This is a genomic window from Actinocrinis sp. (assembly GCF_035653575.1).
GTDB lineage: Bacteria > Actinomycetota > Actinomycetes > Streptomycetales > Catenulisporaceae > Actinocrinis.
The window spans coordinates 1-12,659 of record NZ_DASRBQ010000135.1; the positions used below are offsets into that span (position 1 = coordinate 1).

The 12,659-nt window shown below is 68.1% G+C and carries 11 protein-coding genes; 5 read left to right on the forward strand and 6 right to left on the reverse strand.

The features are described 5' to 3' along the window. The first annotated feature begins 106 nt into the window (after positions 1–106). The 3 genes from VFA06_RS19160 (at position 107) to VFA06_RS19170 (ending at position 3,243) form a co-directional block, all read left to right on the forward strand. On the forward strand, positions 107–1,039 hold the full coding sequence (locus tag VFA06_RS19160; protein ID WP_324841999.1) for a hypothetical protein: 933 nt from the start codon (positions 107–109) through the stop codon (positions 1,037–1,039). A gap of 65 nt (positions 1,040–1,104) precedes the next feature. Then, on the forward strand, positions 1,105–2,049 hold the full coding sequence (locus VFA06_RS19165) for a GNAT family N-acetyltransferase (protein WP_324842000.1): 945 nt from the start codon (positions 1,105–1,107) through the stop codon (positions 2,047–2,049). A gap of 210 nt (positions 2,050–2,259) precedes the next feature. After that, a complete protein-coding gene (locus VFA06_RS19170; protein ID WP_324842001.1) occupies positions 2,260–3,243 on the forward strand; it encodes a ParB/RepB/Spo0J family partition protein in 984 nt (327 codons plus the stop codon). A 125-nt stretch (positions 3,244–3,368) separates the two neighbouring features. Here VFA06_RS19170 and VFA06_RS19175 read toward each other — a convergent pair whose 3' ends face one another. Further along, entirely contained in the window at positions 3,369–4,016 is a 648-nt protein-coding gene (locus VFA06_RS19175; RefSeq protein ID WP_324842002.1) for a hypothetical protein, read from the reverse strand. A gap of 183 nt (positions 4,017–4,199) precedes the next feature. On the opposite strand from VFA06_RS19175, the gene VFA06_RS19180 reads away from it, so the two are divergent. Continuing rightward, a complete protein-coding gene (locus VFA06_RS19180) occupies positions 4,200–6,077 on the forward strand; it encodes an ABC transporter ATP-binding protein (protein WP_324842003.1) in 1,878 nt (625 codons plus the stop codon). After that, positions 6,074–7,849 carry an ABC transporter ATP-binding protein gene (locus VFA06_RS19185; RefSeq protein ID WP_324842004.1) on the forward strand — a complete coding sequence of 592 codons (1,776 nt, stop codon included), beginning with the start codon at positions 6,074–6,076 and terminating at the stop codon, positions 7,847–7,849. Before VFA06_RS19180 ends, VFA06_RS19185 begins: the two co-directional genes overlap by 4 nt. A 46-nt stretch (positions 7,850–7,895) precedes the next feature. Here VFA06_RS19185 and VFA06_RS19190 read toward each other — a convergent pair whose 3' ends face one another. From VFA06_RS19190 to VFA06_RS19210, 5 genes are all read right to left on the reverse strand, one after another. Beyond that, positions 7,896–8,825: a glycosyltransferase family A protein gene (locus tag VFA06_RS19190; protein ID WP_324842005.1), complete on the reverse strand. Its 930-nt coding sequence runs from the start codon at positions 8,823–8,825 to the stop codon at positions 7,896–7,898. A 70-nt stretch (positions 8,826–8,895) separates the two neighbouring features. Then, the gene (locus VFA06_RS19195; RefSeq protein ID WP_324842006.1) at positions 8,896–9,720 is read right to left on the reverse strand and encodes a WbqC family protein; all 825 of its coding nucleotides are present in this window, start codon (positions 9,718–9,720) and stop codon (positions 8,896–8,898) included. After that, entirely contained in the window at positions 9,717–10,673 is a 957-nt protein-coding gene (locus VFA06_RS19200) for a phytanoyl-CoA dioxygenase family protein (protein ID WP_324842007.1), read from the reverse strand. Before VFA06_RS19200 ends, VFA06_RS19195 begins: the two co-directional genes overlap by 4 nt. A 2-nt stretch (positions 10,674–10,675) precedes the next feature. Further along, positions 10,676–11,719: a UDP-N-acetylglucosamine 4,6-dehydratase (inverting) gene (pseB, locus tag VFA06_RS19205; protein ID WP_324842008.1), complete on the reverse strand. Its 1,044-nt coding sequence runs from the start codon at positions 11,717–11,719 to the stop codon at positions 10,676–10,678. Between the two features lie 36 nt (positions 11,720–11,755). Then, positions 11,756–12,659: nucleotidyltransferase family protein (locus tag VFA06_RS19210; RefSeq protein WP_324842009.1), on the reverse strand; the 904-nt coding region annotated here is incomplete at its 5' end.

Sequence of the window (12,659 nt, forward strand, 5' to 3'; positions counted from 1 at the left end):
AGCCGGCGCTCATCTGCGGACTTAACCTGTTCGTCGCCCAGCCGCCGGACGTCGGGTTCGGTGCCGCGCAGGCAGGCTCTGAACCAGCCGCGCTGGTCGCCGTCTCATGTCCGCACTGACGCGCTGGTCGTCGCAACTCGAGTCCTTCGACGCGCGGGGACGACTGTTCGCTGCCGGAAGATCGCTGCTCGGCGCGGCGCAACTCAGCATCCTGCTAGCCAATCCAGAGCGCCTCCTGTTCGGCGCCACCCCGTGGGCGTCGGGCGGCAGTCTTTGCCGCGGCGTGAACTCGCTGACGCTCTGGTGCGCTGCCGGCTCCGGGAATGCGGCGTCCTCCATAGCCGAGTTGGTAGCCTGCACCGTGCTGGTCGGAGTCATATGTGGTCTCTGGCCGCGATGGTTGTGCGTACCGCACTGGTACATCACGTTCAGCATGAGCGCGCGTATCACGGCTAGCAACGGCGGCGATGCCGTAGCGGAGATACTCGCGATGCTTCTGATCCCCTACTGCCTCGGTGATCGCCGGGTCTGGCACTGGCAGCGTCCGGTTTCGGGCCTGGAGCCGGTGTGGCGGGGCATTTCGTGCGCCGCCCACCTCGTGCTCAGATGCCAGGTCGTCATCATCTACGTCAACGCGGCGATATCAAAGCTGAGCTACCCAGCGTGGCGCGACGGAACCGCGCTGCGGACGGTGCTCATGGCACCGGGCTGGAATGTTCCCCCTGGCGTGCGCGGCCTGATCGAGCCCCTGCTGTCCATCTCCTGGGCTGGCACCGCGATGACGTGGGGCGCCGTCGCCACGGAATTCGGCATAGCCGCAGCCACCCTTGGCTCTCCTCGTATCCGCCGAGGCGGTTTAGGGCTGGCCGTCTGTCTCCATGCGGCGATCATTCTCACGCTCGGCCTGTTCAGCTTCGGCCTCATCATGATCGCGCTCGTGATGATCGCCGCGGAGAGCGGACAGCGATCCGCCGCACCACACGTCCCGGCCGACCACGGGCTGGGCCGACAGATCTCATCCGCCTGGGAGCGTATATGACCGAGATAAAGCTCGAGGAGCTCACCCCCGCCGCTGCGCACCGCGACCTCGTCGAGGTTTACGGGGTGGTCTCCGGCGTGCAGCGCGAGGATCTTCCCGACCTGCCGATTCCGTCGTTCGAGGCTTTCGCCGAGCGGATGAGCGTGCCCACTGCCCGTATCGGACCACGCCGCGCTTGGGTCGCTCGGGTCGACGGGACCATCGTCGCCGTCGTCATGGCTTACTTCCCGCCTGCGGAGAACAAGCACATCGGCGTTGTCAATGTCCAGGTCCTGCCGCACATGCGGCGACAGGGCATCGGGGCGGCACTGGTACGGGCGGCATTACCGTCCTTACACGCCGACGGCCGGCACGTAATCGCGAGCCAGGGGATGAGGGAGGGCTCGACCGGCGATATTTGGGCGCGGCGCCACGGCTTTCACCCGGTTCATCGGGTGGCTGTCCAGTCGCTGGCGGTCAACGACGCCACCAATGCGCTGTGGCAGGTATCGGCACCGCCGGAATTCCGGTCCCTGCGGTGGGTCGACTCGACCCCCGACGAATTCGTCGTCGAGTACGCGCGGGCGCGAACCGCGATCACAGACGCCCCGACGGGGGATCAGTCATACACACACCCGACCTGGACGGTGGAACAAGTCCGCCGACACGAGGCCGCCGCCAGGGCGATCGGCACGAAGCTGTATGTGGTCGCGGCCGTCCACGAGCCCACCGGGACGATCGCCGGGCTGACCGAGATGGAAATGCGGGTGAACGAGACGGATCGCGGCCACCAGGAGGACACCGCCGTACTGCCCGCGTTCCGCGGGCGGGGTCTCGGGCGCTACATCAAAGCCGAGATGATGCGCTGGCTGACGAGCGAGTATCCCGCGCTCAAGAGCGTTATCACCGCGTCAGCCGTTGAGAACTCGCACATGATCCGGGTGAACCGCGAGCTCGGCTATGTCACGGACATGGTACTCGTCGATCTCGAAGCCGACATCGAGGACTTGGCTGCTCGGTTGGAACCATAGCGGCGGCGAGCGCCGCCGGATGGCGGCCGAATCGGCTGGCACTGCCCGTCGAGTCCGCCCAAGCAGTGCTCTGGAAGGCCATGGTGACGAGTTCGGTGACCTGCTGGCGCTGCGGGGAGATGCGACGTAGTCGGAAGGTACCGGTGAGGTAGCGCCCGATGACAGCGTGTATGGCGAACATCATTGCGCGGCGCTGTCCCGGGAGACTAAATGCTGGACGCCCTTCTTGCCGATTCCGACCGATCCACGCGCGAACTATCGCCCGCGACGACGACCTTCCTTCCACTCGAATTGCTGCGTGCCGGAGAGTCGCCGCGTACGGACGGGATCGACCAGGAGTACGTCGGGATCCTCGCTGCCGTCGAAACGCGTCTGCCGCCGATCCTGGTCCATCGTGCGACGATGCGCGTCATCGACGGCGTACACCGGCTGCATGCGGCCAGGCTCGCCGGGGCGATCGCGATCGAGGTGGAGTTCTTCGACGGAACCGACCGCGAGGCGTTCGTCAAGGCGGTCGAGGCGAACGTCGCGAACGGACTCCCGCTGAGCCTGCACGACCGGAAGAACTGCGCGGCGCGGATCATCCGCAGCTATCCCGAGTGGTCAGATCGGCTGATCGCGGCGAAGACCGGGCTGGCCACGAAGACCGTCGCCGCGCTGAGAGTCGGCTCCTGCGCTGATGTGGACCAGTCCGGGATGCGCGTCGGAGCGGACGGACGACTGCGCCCGCTGAACGTCGCGGCCGGGCGGATCCGCGCGGGCGAGGTGCTGGAGCGCAACCCCAAGGCCTCGTTACGCGAGGTTGCCCGGCAGGCCGGAATCTCGGTGGGTACCGCGCGGGACGTGCGTGACCGGCTGCGCCAGGGGCGCAGCCTGCTGCCCGGCGACGGCGACCGAGCCGGAGCTGTGCTGTCCGCAGCTGATCCAGGTCCGCATGCCCGGCCGGAACCGGTCAACCTCGTCAACGTGCTCGAGTCGCTGCGACGCGACCCCGCGCTGCGCTACTCCGAGGACGGGAGGACCCTGATCCGCTGGCTTGACACCCGCATCATCCGCATCGAGGAGGCCGGTTACGCGACACGGGTGCCGCCGCATCAGGCCGCGATCATCGCCAAAGCCGCGCGAGCCTGCGCGCAACTGTGGGAGAACATCGCACAGGGACTCGAGCGCCGGGCGGCCGTCGAGAATCTCTGAGGTCAGCGACAGAGGAAATATGGTCTCGCGCAGCGTCGCGCGGCAGGCTCGCCGCGCGCCACGGCCGCACGGCGCGGATCGATCGACCGCCTCGACCTAGTCCGTCACTCGAGTCACGTGGGTCCTCACGACGCCGCGCCCACCGCTTCGCGCAGTGCACGGACGCAGGCCATGATCGTCTCAACCCCCGCGTTCGGTGTCATGGCCGTCGTGTCGATGTAGATGCGACGGCCCCGGTCGGGAACGAGGCCGCGATACAGCCGCGCCATCGTCTCCTGGTATTCGACGAAGTCCTCCTCGACGCTCGAGCCTTGGCGAAAATCCCGACCGCTGTGATAGCCGTCGAGCACCTTGCCCAGCCGGATTCTCCGTTCCAGAGTGATTCGAGCCGGGCATTCGACGAGGACCGTCAACGATTCACGCGGCGCGAACCCGAAAGCCGCCTCGACCAGGTTTCGGTCGGCGCCGCGAATCAGCGCTCGGGCCATTCCGGAAAGCACGTACCGGTCCGCGATCACCACCTCGCCCGCTTCGAGCCGGGGGCGGATCACCGTCTCGCAGCGGTGTGCCAAGTCGGTGGCCTCGGCGAAGAGGAGTGAGTAGGCGCCGAGCCTGCCTTCCCGCTTCCACCTCGGGATCAGCTCGCCGACGAGTTCCGAGGAATTCCAGTCGGTGACCGTCGGCTCGCCGGATTCCTCGGCGAGATGTCGGGCCAGCAATTTGATGAGGGTCGATTTCCCCGCCGAATACACTCCGTCGAGCACGATGAGCATGGCACTTCCCCGGGATAGACATGGGACGGCAAGCCGCATTAAACCGTTCGAGGTGTTCGCTGGAAAGGAGTGTTCGCACGGCGCACGACGCGCGACTGCGCAGCACCGCTCATCTTGTGCACATCGCGGACGGGCGGAGAGGATGAACCGCTCTGTGGGAACGTCGGGGAGAAAGGCCGCTACGTGGCTTCCAGGATCCGCAAGCCGTCGACCGGTCCGGGGAATCGAATCAGGCTCTACCCGCGCCTCGCCGAACTCGCGTGGCGGACCGGTCCTGGCATCGCGTTGCTGACCCTGTTCGCCACGCTGCTGTCCGCCGCGGCGCCGCTGGCGGTGGTCAGCGTGGTCGGAGCGCTCGCCGCGGCGGCTCCCGCAGTCGCGCGCGACGGACTCGGCTCTATGGCCGGACACCATGCGCTGCTCTGGGTGCTCGCCGCGACCGTGCTGCTGTTCCTGCAGTGGACGGCGAGCGCTGTGCGGACGGCCGGTGCGACCGCGCTGGGTCTGCGCATCGACGCGGCGCTGCAGCGGGACCTGATGGCCGCCGTGATGCGGCCCGAGGGAATCGGCCACCTCGAGGACGCGCGCACGGCCGATCTGCTGAGCGTAGGCCGGGATACCTTCCGCGCCGCCTGGGGGCGGCCGGGACGGCTGGCGACGACGCTGAGCGGCCTGGTGACCTCCTGGCTGGTCGTCGCGGGCGCGGTGGTCGCCCTCGTGCATTTCGATCCGTGGGCGGGCCTCGCGGTCGCGGCCGCGGGTCTGTGGGTGGCACGGGAGGAGCGGGTCGCCTCGCGCACCGAGGCCGCGCACCACTACGGCAATGCCGAGAGCTCGCGGCGGCTCGAATACCTCTACGCGCTCGGATCCGAGCCAGCCGCGGCCAAGGAGGTCCGGGTCTTCGGACTAAGCGGATTCCTCCTGCGCGCCTTCTCCGGCACCTGGCAGGAGTCGATGCGGTCGGTGCTCACGCCGATTCCGCGCAGGCCGACGCTGGCCACCGGAACACTCGCTGTGACGGTGCTCGGCTCGCTCGCCTGGATCGCCGCCCGGGCGGTCGACGGGCAGGTGGCTCCCGGAAATGCCGCCGTGTACATCCAATCATTGATTCTGGTGTTGACCGGAATCCAGCAGTCGGCGTGGACGGGATTGCAGACGGAACTGGCCCTGGCGACCCTGCGCAAGTACGCCGACGCGGTCGACGCCGTCAACGGCTGCGCCGAGGGCGACAGCGCGGGCGGCGCGACGATCACCGCTCCGACGCGCTCGATCAGCTTCGAGAACGTATCCTTCCGCTACCCGAACGCGGACTCGGATTCGCTGACCGCCCTCGGCCTCGAGATCCCGGCCGGCCGCTCGTTGGCGATCGTCGGTGCGAACGGCGCCGGCAAGAGCACGCTGGTCAAGCTGCTCTGCGGGCTGTACGAGCCGACTGAGGGCCGCGTCGCCGTCGACGGCGTGGACTTGGCAGGCGCCGACAAGAAGTCATGGCGGCGCAACATCGCGGCGGTCTTCCAGGACTCGATCCGATTCGCGCTGCCGGCCCGTGCAAACGTCGGATTCGGCCACGTGGACGCGATGGCCGACGAGGCCGGCATAGTTCAAGCCGCTGCCGAAGCCGAGATCGCCGAAGACCTCGCCGCCCTCGGCGCGGGGTGGGACACGCCGTTATCCTCGGAATACACCGACGGCACGGATCTGTCGGGCGGCCAGTGGCAGAAGGTCGCGCTCGCCCGGGCGCTGTTCGCGGTGCGGCACGGTGCGCGCCTGCTGATTCTGGACGAACCGGCTGCACATCTCGACGCGCGCGCCGAGGCCCGGCTGCACGAGCGCTTCCTGGAACTCACCGAGGGCCTGACGGCGGTCGTGATCTCGCATCGCTTCTCGACGGTACGTCGCGCGGATTCCATCGTGGTGCTCGATGACGGCCACGTGGTGGAGCAGGGCACGCATGACGAACTCATCGACCGCGGCGGCCGCTATGCGCACATGTTCGAGCTGCAGGCCGCGCGCTTCGCCGACCCAGACGCCCCCGACTCCGAAGTGGTGACCAACCGATGAGGTTTCCTTCCTACACCGCGCGGCTGCTGGCCGGAATCGCTCGCGAGATCGGGCTCGGGGTCTGCCTGCTCTACACCTGTGTCAGTGCTACGACGTTCGTCGCACCCCTCGCCCTCGCCCTCGGCGTCCGTCCGCTCGTCGACGGCGCCTACCAGCACGACCGGCCGCAGGTGGTGCTCGGCGCCGTGCTGGCCGGAATCGCGGTGCTGCTCACGGTGCTCGCCCCGGTGGGTTACCGGTGGGCGACGATCAGGATGCGCGAACGGTCGGTCATGGTCGTCCAGCGACGGCTGCTGGCGCTCACGTCCGAGGCGCCGCGGCTGACACACTTCGAACGGCCGGAGTTCTGGGATCGCGTCCAGGTGCTCAAGCGCGGCACCGAGGATCTGGCCAACGGCATGACGCTGGCGCTGATCGGACCGGTCGTGCTGGCGCAGCTCGTCAGCACCGTCATCCTGCTCGGCCGCCTACAGCCGCTCCTCAGCCTGGTGCCGATCATCGCGCTCCCGGCCATCTGGCTAAGCCGGCGCTCCGAGCGGTTGAAGCAGAGCGCGGAGACGCAGGCCGCGCAGCCGCGCCGGCTCGCCCAACACCTGTTCACGCTCTCGACGGGAGCACAGTCCGCCAAGGACGTGCGCGTCTACAACCTCAGCGACGAATTGCTCGACAGGCACCGGGCCGCCGCCGAGGCCGTGCGCGCGAAGACCGAGTCCGCGCTGTTCAAGTCGGTCGCCGCGAACGCCGCCAGTTGGCTGCTGTTCACGGCTGCCTACGCTGGAGCGCTGATCCTGGTCCTGCGCCAGGTGGCTCGCGGATCGGCCACTGCGGGCGACGTGGCGCTGACCGTGACCCTGGCCGCTGCGGTCGTCGCCGGCGCCGCCCGGCTCACCGATCTCAGCGGGTCGGTCACCCGGATCGGCGCGGTCGCCGAGCACTACCGGTGGCTGGAGGATCAGACCACGCTCGAGCGGCGTGCGCTGCCGCCACCGCCGCCGCCGCGGCTCACCAAGGGCGTCGAGCTCGACGCAGTGGGCTTCGGGTACGGCGAAGACGACCGGCAGGTCCTTTCCGACGTCTCGGTCACGCTGCCCGCCGGAGCCGTCGTCGCCGTGGTCGGCGAGAACGGCGCGGGGAAGACGACGCTGGTCAAGCTGCTGACCGGAATGTACGCACCGAACCGCGGCCGGATCCTGATCGACGGCAAGGATCTTGCGGACCTCGATTTGGCGGCGTACCGGCGCAGCATCACGGCGGGTTTCCAAGACCATGCCCGGTTCGAGTTCACCGCCGCGCGCGCGGTGGGCGTCGGCGACGCGACCAGACTCGACGACGAACAGCTGGTCGCGTCCGCGCTTGAAGCGGGTGACGCCCGGTTCGTCGCGGACCTCCCCCAGGGCGGTGACACGCAACTCGGCGCTCAGTGGGCCGGCGGCGTAGACCTTTCCGGCGGCCAGTGGCAGAAGATCGCCATAGCGCGCTCGATGATGCGTCCATCGGCGCTGCTCTCTGTCTACGACGAGCCCAGTGCCGCACTGGATCCGCAGTCCGAGCACGCGCTGTTCAAGCGGATCGCCGCGAATGCCCGGATCGGAAAGAGCGACGGCCGAATCACCCTTCTGATTTCACACCGCTTCTCCACGGTCCGGATGGCCGACCTGATCATCGTCCTGGGCGACGGCCGCGTCCTGGAACAGGGAAGCCACAACGAGCTCATGGCGAACGCGGGCCTCTATGCCGAACTGTTCGAGATGCAGGCGGCGGCATACCGCTGAGAAACACGACGGCGAGTGGTCTGGCATCCGCCGCTTACCGCCTTCCTCAGCGGAGCAGATCTCGGTACGTGGAGATGGATCTCTCGTATCCCAGTGCGAAGTACTCCCGCAGCCGAGATACGTCCGGCCTGGGCCAGCGCGCGGCCAGCGCCGCCAGACCGCTCTCGCCGGTGAAGGACCGCAGGTCCCTGCGGTGTTCGAGCAGGACGCTGTGCGCCCCTCGATCGAGCACGATGGGTATTGCGGCGTCCTGGAGACGAAGGCCGAGAGCCTGGTCCGAGTTACCGCCGCCAATGCCCTCATCGAGGTTGCCGATCTCCTTCAGAGTCTGACGGCGTATCGAGTGGTTGCCCATCCGCACGGCGAGCCAGTCCATGTCGGTGCGGTCGCTTTCGAGCTCCCTGTACATGTCCTCGAAGCCCGGGGTGAGTGCGGACCTGCGTTGAAGTTCGCCAAAATGGTGCCGCACCAGATCCGGCGTCACGATCCAGTCCGTGAATCCCAGCTGTTCCGCGGTACGGCGCAGATCGGTGAAGCCGAGCAATGAACCGAAGGCGCGGATCGCGAGGTCGCCAGGCGGTTGCAGCGTTCCGGCGATGACGTCGCGAAACAAGACGCTGAACATGTATTGCCGCTCGACGCCGCAGACGTAGGCCGGTTCGAGCCGCCGCTCGTGCGCGGCGATGTGGCTCGCCACCGCGGCGGGAGCGAGCAGCGAATCGTCGGTGCAGAGCAGCACGATGCAGCCGCGCGCCGCGTCGAGACCGAGGTTGTAGGCGTGCGACTGGCCGTATACCGGCCCCGTGTTGCGCAGGACTCGCAGTGAGAGCGACGGATGCTCATCGCCGAAGCTCCTGACGAAGCCGTCCAGGTCGACGGAGCTTGCGTCGTCCACGATGACGACCTCGAAGTCGTCCTTCGGTGTCGTCTGGCAGTCCAGGGCTACCAACGTGAGCCGCAGGAGCGCTCCTTTCATCTCCGCTCCCGGCCCGCCGCCGAGGCGACACGGGATGATGACGGACAGCCTGGGGGCACTCACGGGTGACTCACTCTCCGCGGTGGGGTCGGACGACCAACTCCGGGCCGGCCGCCATCTCGACCACGGCCGGAGCCGTACCTGCGCCGAGTGCCTCGTTGAGCGGCGCGCGCGTCGGGTTTCCCGACAACAGCAGCGGCCCGCTTTCCGGTCCCGCGTTGAACAGCAGGTCCACCACTGACAGGTCAGGCACGAACTCGCCCCACAACTGCGGGTAGACCGGTCCGCTGTAGTTCTGGTAGACGACTGAGATGCCCGCGTCCCTGAACTCGGACTCGATAAGATAGTCGCGCCCGTTGATGCCGGAGACGTAGACGGAGCCGGCTGTCCTGCGACAGTGATCGAGCACGAGCCGCGATTTGCGGCCCTGCCAGCCTATCTCGCTGGCGAGCACGAACTCGGCCTCGATGCCGAGCACTTCGGCGAGCCTGCGAAGCAGGACGACGTTGAGCTCGGCGAGCCGCGTCCACGTGCGCCCGAGGTATAGTTCCTCGAACATTCCGGCGTAGCGGCTCCAGTGGGGTGCGTGCGCGTACGCGCTTTCCAGGCTGCGCCAGTGCCGTCGCTGCCAGCTCGCTGCTTCGCTCGGCGGGGCCGCCTGTATCGCGGTGTCCATCAGCCGTCGCGAGGCACAGTCCGCGCGCGAAACGGGGACGGTGAGCCAGAAGCACCCGTGCGAATCCTTGATCCGATTGCGGTTGATCCAGTTCTGCGGAGTGAACTCGGCGGCGTCCATCACCACGAAGCAGTCCGCGAGGGCGAGCTTGTGGAACAGACCCGCCCACGGCAGATACGTCGGCTGATGGCAGGTGATGACGCGTGGAGAGCCGGTCACGGAGCGGACATCGGCTGCGCGAGCAGGCTTCCGCGCGCCGTCTCGGTGATGTGGTGTGCCGCAACGGAGTCGAAGAAGCAGGCCTCGTCGAACATCCAAGCCCGCTGGCCGCCCTCGGCCAGATGCCTCTGCCGCAGCGCGCGATGCGAGTCCCGGTACCCGTTGGGCCAGTGGATTCCCTGCTGGCAGTAGGACAGGTCGATGAAGTACCGCGGCTCGTCCTGCCCGCCGGGCCGGGGAATGCGCGCGTGGAACATCGCCGATTGGATGAAGACCGCCGATCCGGGCGGCAGATCGTCGACGACGACGGCACCGGGCAGCGGCTGCCAGCCGAGCTGCCACAGGGCGCGCTTGCTGGCTACGGACCACTGGGTTCCGGGGGCCAGCATGAGGTCGCCGACGGTGCCGTTCAGTCCATTGAGATAGATCAGCACGTGCACCATTAGGTGGGAGCGATTGGTCTGCGGATACTGGTCGTAGTCGTGGTGCCAGGGCAGGCCGGCCGTTCCGGCGTCGTGCCGGGCGGCGTTGATGTGGTGCAGGACGTACCGGCCGCGGCGCGGGTCCTCGGGCACGTCGAGCACCGGCGGCAGGTCACCGGTGAGCGACCATTCGGCCCGCGGCCGCCAGTGCTCCATCAACTCGTCGAGGACGGCGGTGATCCGCGGGTGCCAGGTCAGCCGACCGAGCTCCGGCGATTCGTGCGCGCGCGGCCGCTCGGGCGGCATCTGGTGGAGCAGCGGAGAACGCACCAGTCTGCTGACCCGGTCGCGCGCCCGCGGCGAGAGGTTCCGGCCCAGGTCGGCCGAGCGGCTGGTGGCGTCGGCGAATGCGTCCACCGCCGCCTTCAGCGCGGCGATCGCAGGCTCGTCGAGGATGCTCTCGACGACGCAGAAGCCCCGTTCGAAGTCGGTCAGCTGGCTCTCGGTCAGGGCGGACGGGGCAGTGGACACGGCTACCTCCTGGGTTCGTCGGGTGCGGCGGTCGTCGCTGCCTGCGGGTAGATCAGCGAGCGCAGCTCGGCGGTGGACAGGCGGTCCGCCGCGTCGTCGCTGCGATACTCGAAACCGGTCGCGACCGGCTTGCCGACCAGGCCTGCGTAGGTCTGCGGGGGCTTGCTCCCCCATGCCTCGTGGAACGCGGGGACGATAACGAAGAAGTCGTCGAACTCGAGCGTGTGCCTGGATTCGTCCGCAGGAATCAGCACCTCGTGGATCTTCTCGCCCGGCCGGATCCCGATGATCCGCTGGGCGCACTCCGGGGCGATCGCCGTGGCGAGGTCCACCATCCGCATGTTCGGCTGCTTGGGCACGAAGATCTCTCCGCGGCCCATCATTGCGAGCACCTGGATGACGAACTCGGCTCCGCGTTCGAGCGTGATCCAGAAGCGGGTCATCCGCGGGTCTGTGATCGGCAGCGTGCCGGATGCGCGGCGCTCCTCGAAGAAGGGGATGACGCTGCCGCGGGAGCCGACCACGTTTCCGTAGCGCACCACCGAGAACCGGGTGCCGTTCTCGCTGCCGAGTCCGTTGGCGGCGATGAAGAGCTTGTCCGAGCACAGCTTCGTGGCGCCGTAGAGGTTGATCGGGTTCGTCGCCTTGTCCGTGGACAGCGCGACCACCCGCTCGACCCCGGCGTCGAGCGCGGCGTTGATGACGTTCTCCGCGCCGAGCACGTTTGTCCGGATGCACTCGATCGGGTTGAACTCGGCCGTGGGCACCTGCTTGAGGGCGGCCGCGTGCACGACGACGTCGATGCCGGAGAAGAGCCGCCCGAGCCGGCTCCGGTCGCGCACGTCGCCGACGACGTAGCGGACGTTCGGGCCATTGATCGACGCCGCCATCTCGAACTGCTTGAACTCGTCGCGAGAGAGCACGACCAGGCGGCGCGGTGCGAACTCCTTCAGGACGCGCCGGACGAAGACCCGGCCGAAGGAACCGGTCCCGCCGGTCACCAGAATGGATTTTCCGTACAGGTCGTACGGGACGATCGCGCTCATCAGGCTCTCGTTTCTCGAGGCGGAGGGTGGGCTCTGCTAGATCGGCGATCGCGACGCCGCCCGCGGGCGCTCGTCGGAGAAGAGCCGATCGGCGATGCGGGAACTGCTCCAGTGCAGCGGCGTGTCGAGATCGACGGCGGCGTACTCGGCGAGGAAGCCGTCCGGCACCTCGCCGTCCGCGGCGAGCCGGGCCAGCACGTCGTACGGAACCCGTCCGGGGAAGAGTTCCTCCGCGTTGGCGAGGGCGAAGTACACGTTCCGGCTGGCGTGCGCCGTTCGCGCCGCGTCGAGCAGAACTGTCCAGTCGAGGCGCGGATTCGCGGCGATCAGGCTCACCACGTCCACGTACTGCAGCAGCCGCTGGTGCTTGAGCTTCTCGATGTAGCGCAACGTCGTCGACTCCTTGTACAGGTGCGCGGCGACGTCCAGCAGGAAGTGCTCGGGGCGGAACACGGGCACGCGCACCCCGCACGACTCGAAGTCGACGACCTCGTCGAGCAGGACCGCGGCGGGAAGCGAGGACCCGCTCGCGGGAAGGAACAGGTCGAAGCACACGTCTACCGAGACGGTGCGCTGGATCGGGCCGAGGCCGGGACGGTGGAACGTCGGCAAGTTGTTGACATGTACGTTCCAAAACACGTTCTGCCGGCGCGTCAGCGCATGGATCGTTCCGCGGGCGTCCACGGATCCGGCGACGTAGCCCTCCGCCTCGAGCACCCCGGCCACCGCGCGCGCCTGCGCACGCTCGACGAAGATGTCGATGTCGTTCATCGGACGCAGTCCGGGGTCTCCGTAGACCGCCGGCGCGAGATAGGCGCCCTTGCGAAGCGCGACGGCGACGCCGTGTGCCCGGAGCAGCTCGACGAGTCGGACCGATTCTTCGAGAAGCACTCGATTGCGGCTGCTGTTGAGCGCGTAGGCGGAGAGCAGCGCGTCCTGG